The organism is Streptomyces sp. NPDC031466 (genome assembly GCF_055581265.1).
Genome location: NZ_JBVIJT010000009.1, coordinates 339,279 through 359,002 on the forward strand (window position 1 = coordinate 339,279; position 19,724 = coordinate 359,002).

Sequence of the window (19,724 nt, forward strand, 5' to 3'; positions counted from 1 at the left end):
CGCCCCCGGAGGACATGCGTGAACCTGCTGCTCGCGGAAGTGGCCCAGGCCACCCAGCGGCTGGCCGTCGCCGGCGTGCCCTCGCCGCGCAACGACGCGGAGGAGCTCGCGGCCTTCGTGCACGGCGTGAAGCGGGGCGAGCTGCACTCCGTCAAGGACACCGACTTCGACGCCCGCTACTGGGAGACCATCGCGCGCCGTGAGGCCCGCGAGCCGCTCCAGCACATCACCGGCCGCGCCTACTTCCGCTACCTGGAGCTCCAGGTCGGCCCCGGCGTCTTCGTGCCCCGCCCCGAGACCGAGTCGGTCGTCGGCTGGGCCATAGACGCGGTGCGCGCGATGGACGTCGTCGAGCCGCTCATCGTCGACCTGTGCACCGGCTCCGGCGCCATCGCGCTGGCCCTCGCCCAGGAGGTGCCGCGCTCACGCGTGCACGCCGTGGAGCTGTCCGAGGACGCCCTGAAGTGGACCCGCAAGAACGTCGAGGGCTCCCGGGTCAAGCTCGTCCAGGGTGACGCCCGGGACGCGTTCCCCGAGCTGGACGGCCAGGTCGACCTGGTGGTCTCCAACCCGCCGTACATCCCCCTCACCGAATGGGAGTACGTCGCCCCGGAGGCCCGCGACTACGACCCCGACCTCGCCCTGTTCTCCGGCGAGGACGGCCTGGACCTGATCCGCGGCATCGAGCGCACCGCCCACCGGCTGCTGCGCCCGGGCGGGGTCGTCGTCGTCGAGCACGCCGACACCCAGGGCGGCCAGGTCCCCTGGATCTTCACCGAGGAGCGGGGCTGGGCCGACGCGGCCGACCACCCCGACCTCAACAACCGGCCGCGCTTCGCGACAGCCCGCAAGGCGACGCCGTGATGACCGATACCCCAAGGCAGCAGTACGTGTACGAGGAGGCCCGCTGATGGCACGGCGATACGACACCAACGACGCGACCGACCGCTCGACCGGTCTGCGCGAGGCCGCCTCCGCCGTCCGCCGGGGCGAGCTGGTCGTCCTGCCCACCGACACCGTCTACGGCATCGGCGCCGACGCCTTCAGCCCCGAGGCGTGCGCCGACCTGCTCGATGCCAAGGGCCGCGGCCGCAACATGCCGACGCCCGTCCTCATCGGCTCCCCGAACACCCTGCACGGCCTGGTCACCGACTTCTCCGAGATGGCCTGGGAGCTGGTCGACGCCTTCTGGCCCGGCGCCCTGACCCTGGTCGCCAAGCAGCAGCCCTCCCTCCAGTGGGACCTCGGCGACACCCGCGGCACGGTCGCCATCCGCATGCCGCTGCACCCCGTCGCCATCGAACTGCTCACCGAGGTCGGCCCGATGGCCGTCTCCTCCGCCAACCTCACCGGGCACCCCGCCCCCGAGGACTGCGACGCCGCCCAGGACATGCTCGGCGACTCCGTCTCCGTGTACCTGGACGGCGGCCCGACGCCCGGCATCGTCCCCTCCTCGATCGTCGACGTCACGGGCCGGGTGCCGGTCCTGCTCCGTGCGGGCGCCCTCGACGCGGACGAACTGCGCAAGGTGGTCCCCGACCTCGAGGTGGCGAATTGACAGCCCCTGAGACGGGGCGTGGCATAACGGGCTTCCCGGGCTCTGCGGGCACCTTCCGCATCCTCCACGTCAGCACCGGCAACGTGTGCCGCTCGCCGATCACCGAGCGGCTGACCCGGCATGCCCTGGCCGACCGCCTCGGCGACCCGCTCACCGGCGGCCTGATCGTGGAGAGCGCGGGCACCTGGGGCCACGAGGGCGCCCCCATGGAGACCAACGCCGAGACGGTCCTCGCCGACTTCGGCGCGGACGCCAGTGGCTTCATGGGACGCGAACTCCTCGACGACCACGTCATCCGCGCCGACCTGGTCCTGACCGCCACCCGCGACCACCGGGCCCAGGTCATCTCCATGGGCCACTCGGCGGGCCTGCGTACGTTCACGCTCAAGGAGTTCACGCGCCTGGTGCGGGCCATAGACCCGACGACCCTGCCCGAGCCCGACGGCAACGGCGTGGTGGAGCGCGCCCGCGCCCTGGTGCGGGCCGCCGCCGCCCTGCGCGGCTGGCTGCTGGCGCCGAACGTCGAGGCCGACGAGGTGTACGACCCCTACGGCGCCCCGCTGCCGTTCTTCCGGTCCGTGGGCGACGAGATCAACCAGGCGCTCGACCCCGTGGTGACGGCGCTGACCGGGGTGCCCGCACACATGTAGCCGGACCGGGGTGCCCGCCCCCGGGCGGCGGCCTACATTGGTTCTGAGGTCCCCCCCCCGCCAGGCCCCGGAGCCCACGATGTCGCTCAGCACGGTCAGCAACGCCGCACCCGTCGCCCACCCGGCGTCGTACACCGACCTCGACGCGCTGCGCCGGCAGGACCCCGAGCTGGCCGAGGTCCTCGCCGCCGAGGCCGCCCGGCAGTCCGCCGGGCTCCAGCTGGTCGCCGCCGAGAATTTCACCTCACCGGCCGTCCTGACCGCCCTCGGCTCCCCGCTCGCCAACAAGTACGCCGAGGGCTACCCCGGCGCCCGCCACCACGGCGGCTGCGAACTCGTGGACGTCGCCGAGCGGCTCGCCGTGGAGCGCGCCAAGACCCTCTTCGGCGCCGAACACGCCAACGTGCAGGCGCACTCCGGCTCCTCCGCCGTCCTCGCCGCCTACGCCGCGCTGCTGCGGCCCGGCGACACCGTCCTCGCCATGGGCCTGCCGTACGGCGGGCACCTCACGCACGGCTCGCCCGCGAACTTCTCCGGACGCTGGTTCGACTTCGTCGGCTACGGCGTCGACGCCGACAGCGGCCTCATCGACCACGACCAGGTGCACGCCCTGGCCCGCGCGCACCGCCCGAAGGCGATCGTCTGCGGATCGATCTCCTCCCCCCGGCACATCGACTACGCGGCCTTCCGCGAGATCGCCGACGACGTGGGCGCCTACCTCATCGCCGACGCGGCCCACCCCCTGGGCCTGGTGGCCGGGGGAGCGGCGCCGAGCCCGGTGCCGCACGCCGACGTCGTCTGCGCCACCACCCACAAGGTCCTGCGCGGCCCCAGGGGCGGCCTCCTGCTCTGCGGGGCGGACCTGGCGCACAGGATCGACCGGGCCGTCTTCCCGTTCACGCAGGGAGGCGCCCAGATGCACACGATCGCGGCCAAGGCCGTCGCGTTCGGCGAGGCGTCGACGCCGGCCTTCAGGTCGTACGCCCATCAGGTGGTCGCCAACGCGCGCACGCTGGCCGAGGGCCTGGCCGCCGCCGGGTTCGCGGTCGCCACCGGCGGCACCGACACCCACCTCCTCCTGATCGACCCCGCACCCCTCGGAGTGGACGCGCACACCGCCCGCGGCAGGCTCGCGGCCGCCGGGATCGTCCTGGACACCTGCGCCCTGGCGCGCGGCGACGCCCGCGGGCTGCGCCTGGGCACGGCGGCCGTCACGACCCAGGGGATGACCGGCCCCGAGATGGAGCGGATCGCCGGCCTGCTGGCCGACGCGGTCCACGAGGGCGCGGACGTACGGCGAGAGGTGCGCGAACTGGCGGCCGGATTTCCGCCGTATCCGGGATAGGACGGGGTGGCCGCGTCAGAGACGGGCGCGTACTCGTGCAACCATCGTCGCTACCCGTAAGTCCCCAACCGTATGCGCGCAAAGCTAGGGTGTGGGGCTGAGATGGCCAGCGATACCTGTGGGGAAGCCCGTGCGTGAATACCTGCTGACGCTCTGCATCACGGCCGCGGTGACCTATCTGCTGACCGGGCCGGTGCGGAAGTTCGCGATCGTGGCCGGCGCGATGCCGGAGATCCGCGCTCGTGACGTGCACCGGGAGCCCACGCCCCGGCTCGGCGGGATCGCGATGTTCTTCGGCCTGTGCGCGGGCCTGCTGGTCGCCGACCACCTGCCGAACCTCAACGCGGTCTTCGAGAACTCCAACGAACCGCGCGCGCTGCTCTCCGGGGCGGCGCTCATCTGGCTGATCGGCGTCCTCGACGACAAGTTCGAGATCGACGCGCTGATCAAGCTCGGCGGCCAGATGATCGCCGCGGGCGTCATGGTGATGCAGGGCCTGACGATCCTGTGGATCCCCATCCCCGGCGTCGGCCCGGTCTCCCTGACCTCCGGCCAGGGCACGCTGCTCACGGTCGCGCTCGTGGTCATCACCATCAACGCCGTCAACTTCGTGGACGGCCTCGACGGCCTCGCGGCCGGCATGGTCTGCATCGCCTCCGCCGCGTCCTTCATGTACGCCTACCGCATCTGGTACGGCTACGGCATCGAGGCCGCCGCCCCCGCGACGCTCTTCGCCGCCATCCTCATGGGCATGTGCCTGGGCTTCCTGCCGCACAACATGCACCCCGCCCGCATCTTCATGGGCGACTCGGGCTCGATGCTCATCGGCCTGATCCTGGCGGCGGGCGCCATCTCCGTGACGGGACAGGTCGACCCGGCCACCCTCAAGCTGAACTTCGGCGGCGACCGTGACGCCACGCACGCGATGCTGCCGGTCTTCATCCCGCTCCTGATGCCGCTCACGATCATCGCGATCCCCTTCGCCGACCTGGTCCTCGCGATCGTGCGCCGCACCTGGAACGGCAAGTCGCCGTTCGCCGCCGACCGCGGGCACCTGCACCACCGGCTCCTGGAGATCGGCCACTCGCACAGCCGTGCGGTGCTGATCATGTACTTCTGGTCGGCGCTCATCGCCTTCGGCACCGTCGCGTACTCGGTGCACTCCACCAGCGTGTGGATCCTGTTCGTCATCGTCGCGTTGAGCGCGCTGGGCCTCGTGCTGCTCCTGCTGCCGCGGTTCACGCCGCGCACCCCGCGCTGGGCGGAGGCGTTCGTGCCGCCGCGCTACCGCCGCCGCAGGCAGGAGCGGGCCACGGCCGAGCCGGCCCCGGAGGGCACCGAGGAGCCCCCCGCAGCGGCCGCCGCCCCGGTGCCCGAGCTGAGCGGCGCCGGGCGCCCACACGGCAGCACGGCGCTCTCCGCGCGGCCTCGTGTACGGTCGCACGAGCGCGACTAGCGGCGGCTACCACCCCGACGCGCGCGCGGCCAACGCGCAACGCGCGCGGTGGACCGAACGTGTGACGGTCGGCACACTTTCAGGTAAAGACTGCATCAAATAGTTTGTGATACGGTTCACGAGAACCCGAGATATATTGGGGCGGCCCCGAAGAGACCGGCCGCCCTGGTGAGGTGCGCCTCGTCGTGTCCGGGCCAGGGCCTTCGCTCGACGATCGCAATGCCACGTCCCCAAATTTCGCCGGAGGAGCTGCCGCCATGCAGTCCAACGACGCCCGCACACTCCTGCACTGTGCCCTGCCCACCGCTGCCGCGGGCGCGGCGGGGATCGCGGTCAGCGCCGCCGTAGCCGGCGGCAAGGGTGCGCTCGGTGCCACCTTCGGCGCACTGGTCGTCCTGTTGTTCATGGGCGGTGGCCTTGTGGCGCTGCAGCGAGGCGCGCGCTCCTTCCCGCATCTGTTCCAGATGATGGGTCTGCTGGTCTACACCGTCCAGATTTTGGTGCTGATGGTCGCTCTCACCGCGCTGCGCGGTACGTCGGCTTTCAACCACAAGTGCTTCGCGTTCACCCTGCTCGCCGCCACTTTGGTGTGGATGGCCGCGCAGGTGCGCTCCCATATGAAGGCCAAGGTCCTCTACGTGGAGCCGGAATCCGCCCGGCCGCAATCGTGAGCTGTAGGGGCAGCGTAAGAAGGCCTCCGCTCATTTGCTATGGTCTCGCCACAACTGCGGCAGAGCTGGCGCGGGAGGCGGCCGTGCCTGTGAAGCCTTACGGCTCGGAGCCCAGCCGCCGCCCCCAAATCCGCAAGTCCAGTCCAGTGCCGCTCCGCGGTCGTAGGCCGCGCCGACACATCGAGGTTGCCGTACCCATGCGCCACGTTGAAGGAGCTCGCGGTGAGTAACGCCCAGACGCTCGCCTTCGAGACCGATTGCCATATTTTTGAAGGGTGCGGTTTCCCGACCCCCGGCCTGCACTCCTTCCTCTTCGAGCCGATTTTCACCGTCGGCGGCTTTGAGTTCAACAAGCCGATGCTGCTGGCCCTGGTGAGTTCGGTCGTCGTCATCGGCTTCTTCTGGGCGGCTTTCAATAAGCCAAAGCTGATCCCTGGCAAGCTCCAGATGATCGGTGAGATCGGCTACGACTTCGTGCGCCGCGGCGTCGTCTACGAGACGCTCGGCAAGAAGGAGGGCGAGAAGTACGTCCCTCTGATGGTCTCGCTGTTCTTCTTCATCTGGATCATGAACCTCTGGTCGGTCGTTCCGCTCGCCCAGTTCCCGGTGACGTCGGTCATCGCCCTTCCGGCGGGTCTCGCGGCGATCGTCTACATCCTCTGGGTGAGCGTGACCTTCAAGAGGCACGGCTTCATCGGCGGCTGGAAGAACATCACCGGCTACGACCGCTCGCTCGGCCCCGTCTTCCCGATGGTCATGTTCTTCGAGTTCCTCTCGAACATGATCATCCGGCCCTTCACCCACGCGGTGCGGCTCTTCGCCAACATGTTCGCGGGTCACGTCCTGCTGGTGATCTTCACCATCGCGAGCTGGTACCTGCTGAACGGCATCGGCATCGCCTACGCAAGTGTCTCGTTCGTGATGGTCATCGTGATGACGATCTTCGAGCTGTTCATCCAGGCGCTGCAGGCCTACGTCTTCATCCTGCTGGCGTCCAGCTACATCCAGGGCGCGCTCGCCGAGCACCACTGAGTACGCCTTTCCTCCCCCCGATACATCCGGTGGCCAACCCCCACCGGCCCGTAAAAAGAAGGAAGTTACGGCATGTCCGCTCTCGAGACCCTCGCCGCGGTCAACATCCAGGGCAACTTCGGTGCGATCGGCTACGGCCTCGCCGCGATCGGCCCCGGCATCGGCGTCGGCGTCATCTTCGGTAACGGTACGCAGGCCCTCGCCCGTCAGCCCGAGGCCGCCGGCCTCATCCGCCAGAACCAGATCCTCGGCTTCGTGCTCTGTGAGGCCCTGGCGCTCATCGGTCTGGTCATGGGCTTCGTTTACCCGGTTCCTTCCTGATCCGGTCTCGTTGACGAGAAACTTCAACGGAAGGCACTGATGTGATCTCTCTGGTACAGCTGGCGTCGGAGGAGCCTCAAAACCCTCTGATTCCGGAGATCCCTGAGCTCGTCATCGGCCTCATCGCGTTCGTCATCGTCTTCGGCTTCTTCGCCAAGAAGTTCCTCCCGAACATCAACAAGGTTCTGGAAGAGCGCCGCGAGGCGATCGAAGGCGGCATCGAAAAGGCCGAGGCCGCGCAGACCGAGGCCCAGAGCGTGCTCGAGCAGTACAAGGCTCAGCTCGCCGAGGCCCGGCACGAGGCCGCGCGCCTGCGCCAGGAGGCGCAGGAGCAGGGTGCTCAGCTCATCGCCGAGATGCGGGCCGAGGGCCAGCGTCAGCGCGAGGAGATCGTCGCCGCCGGTCACGCCCAGATCGAGGCCGACCGCAAGGCCGCCGCGCAGTCGCTGCGTCAGGACGTGGGCCACCTGGCCACCGCCCTGGCCGGCAAGCTCGTCGGTGAGTCCCTTGAGGACCACGCCCGGCAGAGCCGTACCATCGACCGCTTCCTCGACGAACTCGAGGAGAAGGCCGAGGCGGCTCGATGACAGCGCACGGAGCCAGCCGCGAGGCACTGGCCGCCGCGCGCGAGCGTCTGGACGCGCTGACCGACAACACGTCGGTCGACGCGAAGCGGCTCGCGGACGAGCTGGCCGCGGTCACCGCGCTGTTCGGCCGCGAGGTCTCGCTGCGTCGGGTCCTGACCGACCCGGCGCAGTCCGGTGAGGCCAAGGCCGAGCTGGCCGGGCGCCTGCTGAGCGGCCAGGTGGGCGGCGAGACCGCCGACCTGGTGGCCGGCATGGTCCGCTCGCGCTGGTCGCAGTCGCGGGACCTGGTGGACGCCCTCGAGGAGCTCGCCAACCTCGCCGACCTGACCGGCGCGCAGCAGGCCGGCGCGCTGGACAACGTCGAGGACGAGCTGTTCCGGTTCGGCCGGATCGTCTCCTCCAGCACCGGGCTGCGGGCGGCGCTGACCGACCGCGCCGCCACGGGCACGGCCAAGAGCGAGCTGCTGCGCAGCCTGCTCGGCGGTCGCGCCGAGGACGTGACGGAGCGGCTCGTCGAGCGCCTGGTGACCGCGCCGCGCGGACGTAGCCTGGAAGAGGGGCTCGAGTCCCTCTCCAAGCTGGCCGCGGACCGACGCAACCGCATGGTCGCCGTCGTCACTTCCGCTGTTCCGCTCTCGGACCAGCAGAAGCTGCGTCTCGGTGCCGCCCTGGTCAAGGTGTACGGACGTCCGATGCACCTCAACCTCGACGTGGACCCCGAGATCCTCGGCGGGATCAGGGTCCAGGTGGGCGACGAGGTCATCAACGGCAGCATCGCGGACCGCATCGAGGAAGCCGGCCGCCGCGTGGCCGGCCAGTAACCCAACAAGCACGAAATACGGCCCTAGTTGGGCCGTGCAGAGGATTCCTGGGGGCTGACCCCAGACCCCCCAAGAAAACTTCGGGCCCAACAAGGAGAGCAGGGAACCCAGATGGCGGAGCTCACGATCCGGCCGGAGGAGATCCGGGACGCGCTGGAGAACTTTGTCCAGGCGTACAAGCCGGACGCGGCCTCGCGCGAGGAGGTCGGTACGGTCACCGTCGCCGGCGACGGTATCGCCAAGGTCGAGGGTCTCCCCTCGGCGATGGCGAACGAACTGCTGAAGTTCGAGGACGGCACCCTCGGCCTCGCGCTGAACCTCGAAGAGCGCGAGATCGGTGCCGTCGTCCTCGGCGAGTTCAGCGGTATCGAGGAGGGCCAGCCGGTGCAGCGCACCGGTGAGGTGCTCTCCGTCGCCGTGGGCGAGGGTTACCTCGGCCGCGTCGTCGACCCGCTCGGCAACCCGATCGACGGTCTCGGCGAGATCGAGACCAGCGGACGTCGCGCCCTCGAGCTGCAGGCCCCGGGCGTCATGGCCCGTAAGTCGGTGCACGAGCCGATGGAGACCGGCTACAAGGCCGTCGACGCGATGACCCCGATCGGCCGTGGTCAGCGTCAGCTGATCATCGGTGACCGCCAGACCGGCAAGACCGCCCTGGCCGTCGACACGATCATCAACCAGCGCGACAACTGGCGCTCGGGCGACGTGAACAAGCAGGTGCGCTGCATCTACGTCGCCATCGGTCAGAAGGGGTCCACCATCGCCTCCGTGCGCGGTGCCCTCGAAGAGGCCGGCGCGCTGGAGTACACGACCATCGTCGCCGCCCCGGCGTCCGACCCGGCCGGCTTCAAGTACCTGGCGCCGTACACCGGTTCGGCCATCGGCCAGCACTGGATGTACGAGGGCAAGCACGTCCTCATCGTCTTCGACGACCTCTCGAAGCAGGCCGACGCCTACCGCGCCGTGTCCCTGCTGCTGCGCCGTCCGCCGGGGCGCGAGGCCTACCCCGGTGACGTCTTCTACCTGCACTCGCGTCTCCTGGAGCGCTGCGCGAAGCTCTCCGACGAGCTGGGCAAGGGCTCGATGACGGGTCTGCCGATCGTCGAGACCAAGGCGAACGACGTGTCGGCGTTCATCCCGACCAACGTCATCTCCATCACCGACGGCCAGTGCTTCCTGGAGTCGGACCTCTTCAACGCCGGTCAGCGCCCCGCGCTGAACGTCGGTATCTCCGTCTCCCGAGTCGGTGGTTCCGCGCAGCACAAGGCGATGAGGCAGGTCTCCGGCCGACTGCGCGTGGACCTCGCCCAGTTCCGTGAGCTGGAGGCGTTCGCCGCCTTCGGTTCCGACCTGGACGCCGCGTCGAAGGCGCAGCTGGAGCGCGGCCAGCGCATGGTCGAGCTGCTCAAGCAGCCGCAGTACGAGCCGATGGCGACCGAGGACCAGGTCGTGTCCGTGTGGGCCGGTACCACCGGTCGCATGGACGACGTGCCGGTGGGCGACATCCGCCGCTTCGAGAAGGAGCTCCTGGAGTACCTGCACCGCAAGGAGCAGGGCCTCATGACCTCCATCAAGGAGGGCGCCAAGATGTCGGACGACACCCTCCAGGCCCTCGGCGACGCCATCGCGGAATTCAAGAAGCAGTTCGAGACCTCGGACGGGAAGCTTCTCGGCGAGGACGCTCCGGCCGCCGCCAAGTGACGTAAGGAAGGGACCTGACTCATGGGAGCTCAGCTCCGGGTCTACAAGCGTCGCATCCGATCCGTCACCGCGACCAAGAAGATCACCAAGGCGATGGAGATGATCGCCGCCTCGCGTGTCGTCAAGGCGCAGCGCAAGGTGGCGGCCTCCACGCCGTACGCGACCGAGCTCACCCGCGCGGTCACGGCGGTCGGCACTGGCTCGAACACGAAGCACCCGCTGACGACCGAGGCCGAGTCGCCGACCCGTGCCGCGGTGCTGCTCCTCACGAGCGACCGCGGTCTGGCCGGCGCCTTCAACTCGAACGCCATCAAGGCCGCGGAGCAGCTGACCGCGCGCCTTGAGACGGAGGGCAAGGAGGTCGACACGTACATCGTCGGCCGCCGTGGCCTGTCGCACTACAACTTCCGCGAGCGCAAGGTCGTGGAGTCGTGGTCGGGCTTCACCGACGAGCCCACGTACGCGGACGCCAAGAAGGTCGCGGCGCCGCTGATCGAGGCGATCGAGAAGGAGACGGCGGAGGGTGGCGTGGACGAGATCCACATCGTCTACACCGAGTTCATCTCGATGATGACGCAGACGGCCGTCGACGGCCGCCTGCTGCCGCTCAGCCTCGAAGAGGTCGCGGAGGAGAAGCCCGCCAAGGGCGAGATCCTTCCGCTGTACGACTTCGAGCCGTCGGCGGAGGACGTCCTCGACGCCCTGCTGCCGCGGTACGTCGAGAGCCGTATCTACAACGCGATGCTCCAGTCGGCCGCCTCCAAGCACGCCGCCACGCGCCGCGCGATGAAGTCGGCGACCGACAACGCCGGGGATCTGATCAACAGCCTCTCCCGGCTTGCCAACGCGGCCCGCCAGGCCGAAATCACCCAGGAAATCAGCGAGATCGTCGGCGGCACAGCAGCGCTGGCCGACGCGACCGCGGGGAGTGACAAGTAATGACGACCACTGTTGAGACGGCCGTTGCCACGGGCCGCGTCGCCCGGGTGATCGGCCCGGTCGTCGACGTGGAGTTCCCCGTCGACGCGATGCCGGAGATCTACAACGCCCTGCACGTCGAGGTCGACGACCCGGAGATCGAGGGCGGTCGCAAGACGCTGACCCTCGAGGTCGCCCAGCACCTGGGTGACGGCGTGGTCCGCTCCATCTCGATGCAGCCCACCGACGGCCTGGTCCGCCAGGCTCCGGTGACGAACACCGGCAAGGGCATCTCGGTGCCGGTCGGTGACGTGACCAAGGGCCGCGTGTTCAACACCCTCGGTGAGGTGCTGAACGACGACCCGTCCACGGTCGCCGACGCCGAGCGCTGGACGATCCACCGCAAGGCCCCGGCCTTCGACCAGCTCGAGTCCAAGACCGAGATGTTCGAGACCGGCCTGAAGGTCGTCGACCTTCTCACCCCGTACGTCAAGGGTGGAAAGATCGGTCTGTTCGGTGGTGCCGGTGTCGGCAAGACCGTGCTGATCCAGGAAATGATCGTCCGTGTGGCCAAGCTGCACGACGGTGTCTCCGTCTTCGCCGGTGTCGGCGAGCGCACCCGTGAGGGCAACGACCTCATGGTCGAGATGGAGGAAGCCGGCGTTCTGGACAAGACCGCGCTGGTCTTCGGCCAGATGGACGAGCCGCCGGGCACGCGTCTGCGCGTCGCCCTGGCCGGTCTGACCATGGCGGAGTACTTCCGCGATGTGCAGAAGCAGGACGTGCTGTTCTTCATCGACAACATCTTCCGCTTCACCCAGGCCGGTTCCGAGGTCTCGACCCTGCTCGGCCGGATGCCCTCCGCGGTGGGTTACCAGCCGAACCTGGCCGACGAGATGGGTCTCCTCCAGGAGCGCATCACCTCGACCCGCGGTCACTCGATCACCTCGATGCAGGCGATCTACGTCCCCGCGGACGACCTGACCGACCCGGCCCCGGCCACCACGTTCGCCCACCTCGACGCGACGACGGTTCTCTCCCGTCCGATCTCCGAGAAGGGCATCTACCCGGCCGTGGACCCGCTGGACTCCACGTCCCGCATCCTGGACCCGCGCTACATCGCGCAGGACCACTACGACTGCGCCATGCGCGTCAAGGGGATCCTGCAGAAGTACAAGGACCTCCAGGACATCATCGCGATCCTCGGCATCGACGAGCTCAGCGAGGAGGACAAGCTCGTCGTCGCCCGTGCTCGTCGCGTGGAGCGCTTCCTGTCGCAGAACACCCACGCGGCCAAGCAGTTCACCGGTGTGGACGGTTCGGACGTCTCCCTCGAGGAGTCGATCGCGGCGTTCAACTCGATCTGCGACGGCGAGTACGACCACTTCCCGGAGCAGGCGTTCTTCATGTGTGGTGGTCTTGAGGACCTCAAGAAGAACGCCAAGGAGCTCGGCGTCTCCTGAAGCCCCTCAGCTCCACCGCGACGAGGGGCGGGCCCACCCCCTTCGGGGGCCGAGTCCCGCCTCTCGTCGTACGCCCACTAGAATTTGACCCAACACCCGGCGAAGCCGCCGGGTGGTGACCCGAGGAGCCACCCTTGGCTGCTGAGCTGCATGTCGAGCTGGTCGCCGCGGACCGCAGCGTCTGGTCCGGCGAGGCCACCCTGGTCGTCGCGCGCACCACGTCCGGCGACATCGGCGTCATGCCCGGTCACCAGCCGCTGCTCGGTGTGCTGGAGTCGGGCCCGGTGACCATTCGTACGAGCGATGGCGGCACGGTCGTCGCCGCTGTCCACGGGGGATTCATCTCCTTCGCGGACGACAAGCTGTCGCTGCTGGCCGAGATCGCGGAGCTGTCCGACGAGATCGACGTCCAGCGTGCGGAGCGGGCGCTGGAGCGCGCGAAGTCGGAGGCCGACGCCTCCGCCGAGCGGCGCGCCGACGTCCGACTGCGTGCGGTGGCGGCGCGCTGACGCCAGCGCGCGGCATGACGTGACTCAGCCGCGGCCAGGTCCGGGAACAATCCGGACCGGGTCGCGGCTGAGGCAATGCGGGTGCAATGTGTTTGGTCCGTTGCCGGTCCGTTGACCGACAGTAGAGGCGAGGAGGTCGGTGCCGATGATCCTCACTCTGCTCGTGTGCGGACTTGCTGTGATCGCGCTGGTTGTGGTGGGGCTCTTCGTCTTCGGACTGCGCCGCCGGCTGATCCAGCGCTCCGGTGGGACGTTCGACTGTTCGTTGCGCTGGGAGGCCCCGGAGAAGGGCGACACCTCCGGCAAGGGCTGGGGGTACGGGGTCGCCCGCTACAACGGCGACCGTGTCGAGTGGTACCGCGTCTTCTCCTACGCCCCCCGGCCCCGCCGCGTTCTCGAACGGTCGGCCATCGAGGTCGTCGACCGCCGCGCGCCGGCCGGCGAGGAGGAGCTGGCCCTGCTCTCCGACGCCACCGTCCTCGGCTGCCTGCACCGCGGTGTCCGCCTGGAGCTGGCGATGAGCGAGGACGCCCTGACGGGCTTTCTGGCCTGGCTGGAGGCGGCGCCGCCGGGACAGCGTGTGAACGTGGCCTGAGTCCGGACATGGAGAAGCCGGGGAGACAGGGGGCGATCCCGTCTCCCCGGCTTCGTTCTGGGGGGTGTGCGGTCTACTTCAGGCCGTCGTTGATGGCAGTCACCAGCTCACCGTTGGCGGTGTCGCCGCTGAACTCCCAGAAGAACGCGCCGCCGAGGCCCTGCTGCTTGGCCCAGGCCATCTTGGAGCGCACCGTCTCCGGGGTGTCGTAGGACCACCAGTTCGTGCCGCAGTGGGCGTACGCCGTGCCGGCGATCGTCCCGTTCGAGGGGCAGGAGCTCTTCAGCACCTTGTAGTCCTCGATGCCCGCCTCGTACGTCCCGGGCGCCGCGCCCGTGGCCGTACCGCCCGGCTCCTTCTGGGTGACGCCGGTCCAGCCGCGGCCGTAGAAGCCGATGCCGAGGAGCAGCTTCGTGGCGGGCACGCCCTTGGCCTTCAGCTTGGCGATGGCGGCGGCGCTGTTGAAGCCCTCCTGGGGGATGCCGGCGTAGGAGGTGAGCGGCGAGTGCGGGGCCGTCGGTCCCTTGGCCGCCCAGGCGCCGAAGAAGTCGTACGTCATCACGTTGTACCAGTCGGCGTAGGCCGCCGCGCCGCCGTAGTCGGCGGAGTCGATCTTGCCGCCGTCGGAGGCGTCCGCGGTGATGGCCGCCGTGACGAGGTTCTTGGCGCCGAACTCGTTGCGGAAGGCCTGCATCATCGTCTTGAAGACGGCCGGGCCCGAGGTGTCACAGGACAGGCCGCACGCGTTCGGGTACTCCCAGTCCAGGTCGATGCCGTCGAAGACGTCGGCCCAGCGCGGGTCCTCGACCAGGTCGTGGCAGGACTTGGCGAAGGCCGCCGGGTTCTTCATGGCGTCGGTGAAGCCGCCGGACCAGGTCCAACCGCCGAAGGACCACAGGATCTTGATGTTCGGGTACTTGGCCTTCAGCTTGCGCAGCTGGTTGAAGTTGCCGCGCAGGGGCTGGTCCCAGGTGTCGGCGACGCCGTCGACGCTCTGGTCGGCGGTGTAGGCCTTGTCGATGGCCGCGTAGGAGTCGCCCATGGTGCACTTGCCGCCCTGGACGTTGCCGAAGCTGTAGTTGATGTGCGTGATCTTCGCGGCCGAGCCGGAGGTCGCGATGTTCTTCGCGTGGTAGTTGCGCTGGTAGACGCCCCACTCGGTGAAGTAGCCGAGCTTGACCTTGTCACCGGGGCCGGGGCCCGGGCCCGGGTCGCCGCCGCCCGTGGTGCGGACCTTGACGGCGCCGCTCGCGGGACCGGTCTGGTCGGCGGTGTCACGGGCCTGGACGGTGTACGAGTAGTCCGTGCCGGCGGTCAGCCCGCTGTCGCTGTACGAGGTGCCCGTCACCGTGCCGACCTTGGCGCCGTCGCGCAGGACGTCGTAGTTCTTGACGCCCTTGTCGTCGGTGGCGGCCTTCCAGTCCAGCTTCACCGAGGTGTCGGTGACACCGGACGCGGTCGGGGTGCCGGGGGCGCTCGGCGGGTTGTCGCCGGGGACGCTGCCGCCGTCACAACTGCCGCCGTTGAGCGTGCACTTGGCCGGGGCGCCGGGGCCCGTGCCGTTGAAGCCGAAGGAGACCGAGGCGCCTGGGCCCAGCGTGCCGTTCCAGCCGAGGTTCTTCGCGGTCCAGCGGGTGCCGGAGTTCGTGACCGTGGCGTCCCAGGCCGAGGTCACCTTGGTGTCGGAGGGGAAGTCCCACTGGACGTTCCAGGAGTCGATCGTGGTGGTGCCGGTGTTCTTGATGGTCCACTTGCCCTCGAAACCGTTGCCCCAGTCCTGGGTCTTGGTGTACGTGGCAGTGGCCTCGGAAGCGGCCTGGGAGGCAGCTTCGGGGGTCGCCTCGGCGGGAGCGCCGAGAGCGACCAGGGTGGCGAACGGCAGCAGCAGCGTGGTCAGTCCGGCCACGGTTCTGTGGCGGAATCTGAGTCTCGGGCGTGTGGTGCTCTGTGTGAAGCGCACGAGGTGCTCCTCGGGTGAGATCCGGGGGTTCGGGGTGGGACCCTGCGCCGCCCGTGAGCACGTGGACACGTGGGGAAGTGCTCACCGCAGTGCGGCGAGAATAGAAAGGTCTGGACCAGCGGTCAAGAGGTCTGAACCATTGGCCGGATTGTGCCGGTCCGGAGCGATCAGTCGCTGATCGCCCGGTTCGCCGGGGCCGCGATCAGACGCCCAACTCCTGTGCCAGCACGGCCGCTTGGACCCGGCTGCGCAGCTCCAGCTTCGCGAGCATGCGGCTCACATGGGTCTTCACCGTCGCCTCCGCCATGGCGAGACGGTCCGCGATCTCCGCGTTCGACAACCCCTCCCCGATGCAGGACAGCACCTCGCGCTCGCGCCGCGTGAGGCTCTCCAAGGCGGCCGGGCCGGGGGCGCCGTGGCCGCGCGGGGGCCTGCGCGGGGCGGCGAACTCGGCGATCAGCCGGCGGGTGACGGCCGGGGCGATCAGCCCTTCGCCGCGCGCGACCGTGCGTACGCCTTCGAGGAGGTCCTTCGCCTCGGTGTTCTTCAGGAGGAATCCCGAGGCACCCGCGCGCAGCGCCCCGAAGACGTACTCGTCGAGATCGAACGTGGTCAGCACGAGGACGTCCGCAAGCCCCTCGGCGACCACTTGGCGGGTTGCCGCCACCCCGTCCAGGCGCGGCATCTGTATGTCCATCAGGATCAGGTCGGGGCGCAGCTCGCGGGCGAGCGCCACCGCCTGCTCGCCGTCGGCCGCCTCACCGACCACCTCGATGTCGGGCGCGCTGCGCAGGATCAGGACGAGTCCCGCGCGTACGGCTGACTGGTCCTCGGCGACCAACACCCGGATCATTCCTTGGCTCCTTCGTCCGCGGGGTCGACGGGCAGGGTCACGGAGACGGTCCATGCCGTGCCGTCGTGGCTGTTCTCGGGGCCCGACTCGAAGGTGCCGCCGAGCAGTTCGGTGCGCTCACGCATGCCGACGAGGCCGGCTCCCGAGCCGGGGGCGCGGGGCCCGGACGGGGCGTCGTACGGGCTGGTGACGCGGACCTTCAGGGCACGGGGCTCCTGGGTGAGGCGCACGGTGACCCGGCCGGGCGAGGCGTGTTTGAGGGCGTTCGTCAGGGATTCCTGGACGATGCGGTACGCGGCCAGCTCGACCGGCGCGGGCAGTTCGGGGCCCCGCGGGGGGCGCGCGTCTTCCAGGGCGACGTCGAGGCCGTTGGTGCGGGCCCCGTCGAGCAGGGCGGTGAGGCCGTCCAGGGTGGGGGCCGCGGCCGGTTCCAGGTCGCCGCTGTCGTCGCGCAGGATGCCGATGAGCCGGCGCATCTCTGCCAGCCCCTCGACGCTGTTCTCCCGGATGACGGCGAGCGCGTCCTTGCTCGTGGCCGGGTCGTCCAGGGAGAGCGCGGCCGTGGAGTGGATGGCGATCGCCGAGAGGTGGTTGGCGACCATGTCGTGCAGTTCGCGGGCCATCCTGGCGCGCTCGGCCGTGACCGCCTGGACGCGGTCCATCTCGGCGAGCAGCGCGGTCTGCTCGGCCCGCAGCTTCGCCGCGGCGGCGGCCTCGCGGTGGTTGCGCACCAGGGAGCCGGTGGCGGCGGGCCCGAACGACACGATGCCGGTCAGTACACCGACGAGCACGGCGTCGGGCTCACGCCACCACGCCAGCAGGCCGAGCGTCACCGCGACGGTGATGGCTCCGGTGGTCAGCGGGATGCGGCGGGCGGCGGCCGGGGTCCCGTAGACGACGGCGGCGTACATGATGTCGGTGAACATCATCACCGAGGCGAGGTTGCCCGTCGTGAACTGGTCGAACACCAGCGCGCAGGTGGCGAGGACCAGGGCGGTCTGGGGCATGCTGCTGCGCAGCAGTTCGAGCGCGGCGAGGGCGAGGAGCGGGATCAGCGTCCAGCCGGCGCCGAGCGGCCGGTCCGTCTGCATGTACAGCCCGAGCGCCCACAGCGCGAGCCCGCTGAGCAGGCTGACGACGGCGATCTGCACGTCGACGCGCTGCGGGCGGGGCAGGGACAGGGCCATGCCCTCCATCCAACACGCAGTCAGGACCGCAGGCCTGGTCCTGGGGGAGGAACCGCCCGCTACATCGAAGGATGCAGTCCCACTTCGTCACTGACGACGACGATCCGGGCCCGCCCCCGAGGGAGCCTTGAGGGGCGACCGAGAGGAGCGAACCGTGATCGTCACGCTGATCGTCGTCTGCGAGGTCGGCTTCTGGGTGCTGCTCGCGGCGGGCCTCGCCGCCCGCTACCCGCTGCGGATGCCGCGCCTCGGTATCGCGCTCCTGCTCTGCGAGCCGCTTCTGGAGGTCGTCCTCCTCGTCGTGACCGCCGTCGACCTGCGGAACGGCGCCGACCCGAGCTGGAAACACGGCCTGGCCGCGCTGTACATCGGCTACACCGTGGGCCACGGCCACCGCACGGTGAAGTGGCTCGACGGCCACGCGGCGCACCGCTTCGAGGGCACGCCGGTGCCGCGCCCGCCGCGCCACGGCAGGGCCCGCGCCGTCCACGAGGCCAAGGTGTGGCTCGGCACCGTCGTCGCGGCGGCCGTCGCCAGCGGGCTGCTGCTGCTCGCCATGTGGTACGTGGACGACCCGGGCCGCACCTCGTCGCTGGAGGCGTGGATGCACACGGCCTGGCGGACGGCGGGCCTGCACGGCCTGATCGCGCTCAGCTACGCGCTCTTCCCCAAGCGGGCCCCTGCCCCGGCCCCGGGCGACCGGGACGGGGAGCGGCCGCCGGCCGGGGTCTGACCAGGTCCTAGCGCTCGCCGCCCGGCACCCACAGCACGTCCCCGACCTCCTTGTTGGCCGTGCGGGCCAGGATGAACAGGAGGTCGGAGAGGCGGTTGAGGTAGGTCGCCGTCAGCGGGTTCATCGTGTCGCCGTGGGTCTCGAACGCCGCCCACGTGGAGCGCTCGGCCCGGCGCACCACCGTGCAGGCCTGGTGCAGCAGCGCCGCGCCCGGCGTGCCGCCCGGCAGGATGAAGCTGCGCAGCTTCTCCAGCTCCTCCAGGAAGCGGTCGCAGTCCGCCTCCAGCTTGTCGATGTACGACTGCTCGACGCGCAGCGGCGGGTACTTCGGGTCCTCGACGACCGGCGTGGACAGGTCGGCGCCCACGTCGAAGAGGTCGTTCTGGATCCGCACCAGAACCTTCACGACCGTCTCGTCGAGCCGGCCGAGCGCGATGGCCGTGCCGATGGCCGCGTTGGCCTCGTTGGTGTCGGCGTACGCCGCGATCCGCGGGTCGGTCTTGGCGGTGCGGCTCATGTCCCCGAGGGCCGTCGTCCCCTGGTCGCCGGTCCTGGTGTAGATGCGCGTCAGATTGACCATGCGGCCAGCGTAGTTACGCGCCGGCCTTCTTGAAGACCCGTGTGCCCACCGTCACGGACAGCAGACCGAAGGCGAGCGCCATCAGGGCGCCGTACAGCATGGTGGTGCTCGCGTAGTCGCCCACGTAGCCGGCCCGCATCGCGTCGACCAGATAGCGGAACGGCATGAAGTGCGACAGGACGTCGAGCCAGGTCGGCGCGAGCGCCATCGGCAGCATCAGGCCGGAGAGCAGCATCGAGGGCATGCTGATGGCGTTCACGGCCGGTCCGAACTCGTGCGCCTTGCCGAGCTTCATGGCCAGCGCGTACGAGAGCGCGGCGAGCGAGGCGCTCAGCAGTGCCACGAACGCGAACCCGATGAGGATGCCGCCGAGCGGCGCCCTGAGCCCCATCGCCAGCGCGGCGAGCACCAGCAGCACCGCCTGGAAGACGAAGAGGGCGGCGTCGCGCAGGATGCGGCCGAGCAGCAGCGCGAGGCGGCTGACGGGGGTGACCCGCAGCCGCTCCACCACGCCGAACTGCTTTTCGATGATGAGCGCGAAACCGCTGAACGTGGCGCCGAAGAGGCCGAGCTGGAGCAGCAGCCCGGGGACGAGCACCTGCCAGGAGTCGCCCTCGGAGCCGAGCGGCAGGTCGGTGAGGAGCGGCCCGAAGAAGAGCAGGTAGAGCAGGGGCGTCAGGACGCCGAAGAGGATCTGGAACTTGGAGCGCAGGGTCTGCCGGGCGTACCGCCCGAAGATCAGCGCGGTGTCGGGGAGCAGTGCGGGCATCGGAGAGGTCCTGGG

The 19,724-nt window shown here is 69.9% G+C and carries 21 protein-coding genes; 16 read left to right on the forward strand and 5 right to left on the reverse strand.

What is annotated here, in order from left to right; translation table 11 throughout:
• The first annotated feature begins 18 nt into the window (after nt 1-18).
• From prmC to ACZ5GP_RS24115, 15 genes are all read left to right on the forward strand, one after another.
• Nucleotides 19-864 carry a peptide chain release factor N(5)-glutamine methyltransferase gene (gene prmC, locus ACZ5GP_RS24045; protein WP_358585103.1) on the forward strand — a complete coding sequence of 282 codons (846 nt, stop codon included), beginning with the start codon at nt 19-21 and terminating at the stop codon, nt 862-864.
• A 46-nt stretch (nt 865-910) separates the two neighbouring features.
• A complete protein-coding gene (locus ACZ5GP_RS24050) occupies nt 911-1,558 on the forward strand; it encodes an L-threonylcarbamoyladenylate synthase (protein WP_030792118.1) in 648 nt (215 codons plus the stop codon).
• The gene (locus ACZ5GP_RS24055) at nt 1,555-2,208 is read left to right on the forward strand and encodes an arsenate reductase/protein-tyrosine-phosphatase family protein (RefSeq protein WP_125515116.1); all 654 of its coding nucleotides are present in this window, start codon (nt 1,555-1,557) and stop codon (nt 2,206-2,208) included. The genes ACZ5GP_RS24050 and ACZ5GP_RS24055 overlap by 4 nt, the downstream gene beginning before the upstream one ends.
• Before the next feature lie 79 nt (nt 2,209-2,287).
• Complete coding sequence (locus ACZ5GP_RS24060) at nt 2,288-3,553, forward strand: serine hydroxymethyltransferase (RefSeq protein WP_468752779.1); 1,266 nt, start codon at nt 2,288-2,290, stop codon at nt 3,551-3,553.
• A 130-nt stretch (nt 3,554-3,683) separates the two neighbouring features.
• On the forward strand, nt 3,684-5,009 hold the full coding sequence (locus ACZ5GP_RS24065; RefSeq protein WP_468752780.1) for an MraY family glycosyltransferase: 1,326 nt from the start codon (nt 3,684-3,686) through the stop codon (nt 5,007-5,009).
• Between the two features lie 257 nt (nt 5,010-5,266).
• Nucleotides 5,267-5,680: a hypothetical protein gene (locus ACZ5GP_RS24070; RefSeq protein ID WP_358585109.1), complete on the forward strand. Its 414-nt coding sequence runs from the start codon at nt 5,267-5,269 to the stop codon at nt 5,678-5,680.
• Nucleotides 5,681-5,902: 222 nt separating this feature from the next.
• Nucleotides 5,903-6,712, forward strand: a complete 810-nt coding sequence (gene atpB / locus ACZ5GP_RS24075) for a F0F1 ATP synthase subunit A (RefSeq protein ID WP_361079379.1) — start codon at nt 5,903-5,905, stop codon at nt 6,710-6,712.
• 72 nt (nt 6,713-6,784) lie between these two features.
• Nucleotides 6,785-7,033, forward strand: coding sequence for an ATP synthase subunit c family protein (locus ACZ5GP_RS24080; RefSeq protein ID WP_030792134.1), 249 nt, complete (start codon nt 6,785-6,787; stop codon nt 7,031-7,033).
• A gap of 41 nt (nt 7,034-7,074) precedes the next feature.
• The gene (locus ACZ5GP_RS24085; protein WP_125515121.1) at nt 7,075-7,620 is read left to right on the forward strand and encodes a F0F1 ATP synthase subunit B; all 546 of its coding nucleotides are present in this window, start codon (nt 7,075-7,077) and stop codon (nt 7,618-7,620) included.
• Nucleotides 7,617-8,441, forward strand: coding sequence for a F0F1 ATP synthase subunit delta (locus tag ACZ5GP_RS24090; protein ID WP_468752781.1), 825 nt, complete (start codon nt 7,617-7,619; stop codon nt 8,439-8,441). The genes ACZ5GP_RS24085 and ACZ5GP_RS24090 overlap by 4 nt, the downstream gene beginning before the upstream one ends.
• 111 nt (nt 8,442-8,552) lie before the next feature.
• The gene (gene atpA, locus ACZ5GP_RS24095; RefSeq protein ID WP_358585115.1) at nt 8,553-10,142 is read left to right on the forward strand and encodes a F0F1 ATP synthase subunit alpha; all 1,590 of its coding nucleotides are present in this window, start codon (nt 8,553-8,555) and stop codon (nt 10,140-10,142) included.
• Nucleotides 10,143-10,163: 21 nt separating this feature from the next.
• Nucleotides 10,164-11,081, forward strand: a complete 918-nt coding sequence (locus tag ACZ5GP_RS24100) for a F0F1 ATP synthase subunit gamma (protein WP_468752782.1) — start codon at nt 10,164-10,166, stop codon at nt 11,079-11,081.
• A complete protein-coding gene (gene atpD / locus ACZ5GP_RS24105) occupies nt 11,081-12,523 on the forward strand; it encodes a F0F1 ATP synthase subunit beta (RefSeq protein WP_468752783.1) in 1,443 nt (480 codons plus the stop codon). Before ACZ5GP_RS24100 ends, atpD begins: the two co-directional genes overlap by 1 nt.
• A gap of 134 nt (nt 12,524-12,657) precedes the next feature.
• On the forward strand, nt 12,658-13,032 hold the full coding sequence (locus ACZ5GP_RS24110; protein WP_030792151.1) for a F0F1 ATP synthase subunit epsilon: 375 nt from the start codon (nt 12,658-12,660) through the stop codon (nt 13,030-13,032).
• Nucleotides 13,033-13,177: 145 nt separating this feature from the next.
• Nucleotides 13,178-13,627 carry a DUF2550 domain-containing protein gene (locus tag ACZ5GP_RS24115; RefSeq protein ID WP_468752784.1) on the forward strand — a complete coding sequence of 150 codons (450 nt, stop codon included), beginning with the start codon at nt 13,178-13,180 and terminating at the stop codon, nt 13,625-13,627.
• Nucleotides 13,628-13,700: 73 nt separating this feature from the next.
• Here the strand turns inward: ACZ5GP_RS24115 and ACZ5GP_RS24120 are convergent, their stop codons facing one another.
• The 3 genes from ACZ5GP_RS24120 to ACZ5GP_RS24130 all read right to left on the reverse strand — a co-directional run bounded on the left by ACZ5GP_RS24120 (nt 13,701) and on the right by ACZ5GP_RS24130 (nt 17,627).
• Nucleotides 13,701-15,587, reverse strand: a complete 1,887-nt coding sequence (locus tag ACZ5GP_RS24120; protein ID WP_468752785.1) for a glycosyl hydrolase family 18 protein — start codon at nt 15,585-15,587, stop codon at nt 13,701-13,703.
• A 202-nt stretch (nt 15,588-15,789) separates the two neighbouring features.
• Entirely contained in the window at nt 15,790-16,440 is a 651-nt protein-coding gene (locus ACZ5GP_RS24125; protein ID WP_468752786.1) for a response regulator, read from the reverse strand.
• Nucleotides 16,437-17,627 (reverse strand): sensor histidine kinase, encoded by a 1,191-nt coding sequence (locus tag ACZ5GP_RS24130; protein WP_468752787.1) that lies wholly within the window; start codon nt 17,625-17,627, stop codon nt 16,437-16,439. The genes ACZ5GP_RS24125 and ACZ5GP_RS24130 overlap by 4 nt, the downstream gene beginning before the upstream one ends.
• A gap of 154 nt (nt 17,628-17,781) precedes the next feature.
• Here ACZ5GP_RS24130 and ACZ5GP_RS24135 point away from each other — a divergent pair, with 154 nt between their 5' ends.
• A complete protein-coding gene (locus tag ACZ5GP_RS24135) occupies nt 17,782-18,360 on the forward strand; it encodes a hypothetical protein (RefSeq protein WP_468752788.1) in 579 nt (192 codons plus the stop codon).
• Nucleotides 18,361-18,367: 7 nt separating this feature from the next.
• Here ACZ5GP_RS24135 and ACZ5GP_RS24140 read toward each other — a convergent pair whose 3' ends face one another.
• Together ACZ5GP_RS24140 and ACZ5GP_RS24145 are read right to left on the reverse strand one after the other, a co-directional pair.
• On the reverse strand, nt 18,368-18,940 hold the full coding sequence (locus ACZ5GP_RS24140) for a cob(I)yrinic acid a,c-diamide adenosyltransferase (protein ID WP_468752789.1): 573 nt from the start codon (nt 18,938-18,940) through the stop codon (nt 18,368-18,370).
• A 13-nt stretch (nt 18,941-18,953) separates the two neighbouring features.
• On the reverse strand, nt 18,954-19,709 hold the full coding sequence (locus tag ACZ5GP_RS24145; RefSeq protein ID WP_468752790.1) for an ABC transporter permease: 756 nt from the start codon (nt 19,707-19,709) through the stop codon (nt 18,954-18,956).
• Nucleotides 19,710-19,724: the final 15 nt, after the last annotated feature.

Excerpts from the sequence above, each read along its gene's own strand:
- ACZ5GP_RS24050 (WP_030792118.1), top strand. The coding sequence starts at position 911 with ATGGCACGGCGATACGACACCAACGACGCGACCGACCGCTCGACCGGT.
- ACZ5GP_RS24060 (WP_468752779.1), top strand. The coding sequence starts at position 2,288 with ATGTCGCTCAGCACGGTCAGCAACGCCGCACCCGTCGCCCACCCGGCG.
- ACZ5GP_RS24070 (WP_358585109.1), top strand. The coding sequence starts at position 5,267 with ATGCAGTCCAACGACGCCCGCACACTCCTGCACTGTGCCCTGCCCACC.
- ACZ5GP_RS24080 (WP_030792134.1), top strand. The coding sequence starts at position 6,785 with ATGTCCGCTCTCGAGACCCTCGCCGCGGTCAACATCCAGGGCAACTTC.
- ACZ5GP_RS24090 (WP_468752781.1), top strand. The coding sequence starts at position 7,617 with ATGACAGCGCACGGAGCCAGCCGCGAGGCACTGGCCGCCGCGCGCGAG.
- atpA (WP_358585115.1), top strand. The coding sequence starts at position 8,553 with ATGGCGGAGCTCACGATCCGGCCGGAGGAGATCCGGGACGCGCTGGAG.
- ACZ5GP_RS24100 (WP_468752782.1), top strand. The coding sequence starts at position 10,164 with ATGGGAGCTCAGCTCCGGGTCTACAAGCGTCGCATCCGATCCGTCACC.
- atpD (WP_468752783.1), top strand. The coding sequence starts at position 11,081 with ATGACGACCACTGTTGAGACGGCCGTTGCCACGGGCCGCGTCGCCCGG.
- ACZ5GP_RS24115 (WP_468752784.1), top strand. The coding sequence starts at position 13,178 with ATGATCCTCACTCTGCTCGTGTGCGGACTTGCTGTGATCGCGCTGGTT.
- ACZ5GP_RS24125 (WP_468752786.1), bottom strand. The coding sequence starts at position 16,440 with ATGATCCGGGTGTTGGTCGCCGAGGACCAGTCAGCCGTACGCGCGGGA.
- ACZ5GP_RS24130 (WP_468752787.1), bottom strand. The coding sequence starts at position 17,627 with ATGGCCCTGTCCCTGCCCCGCCCGCAGCGCGTCGACGTGCAGATCGCC.
- ACZ5GP_RS24140 (WP_468752789.1), bottom strand. The coding sequence starts at position 18,940 with ATGGTCAATCTGACGCGCATCTACACCAGGACCGGCGACCAGGGGACG.
- ACZ5GP_RS24145 (WP_468752790.1), bottom strand. The coding sequence starts at position 19,709 with ATGCCCGCACTGCTCCCCGACACCGCGCTGATCTTCGGGCGGTACGCC.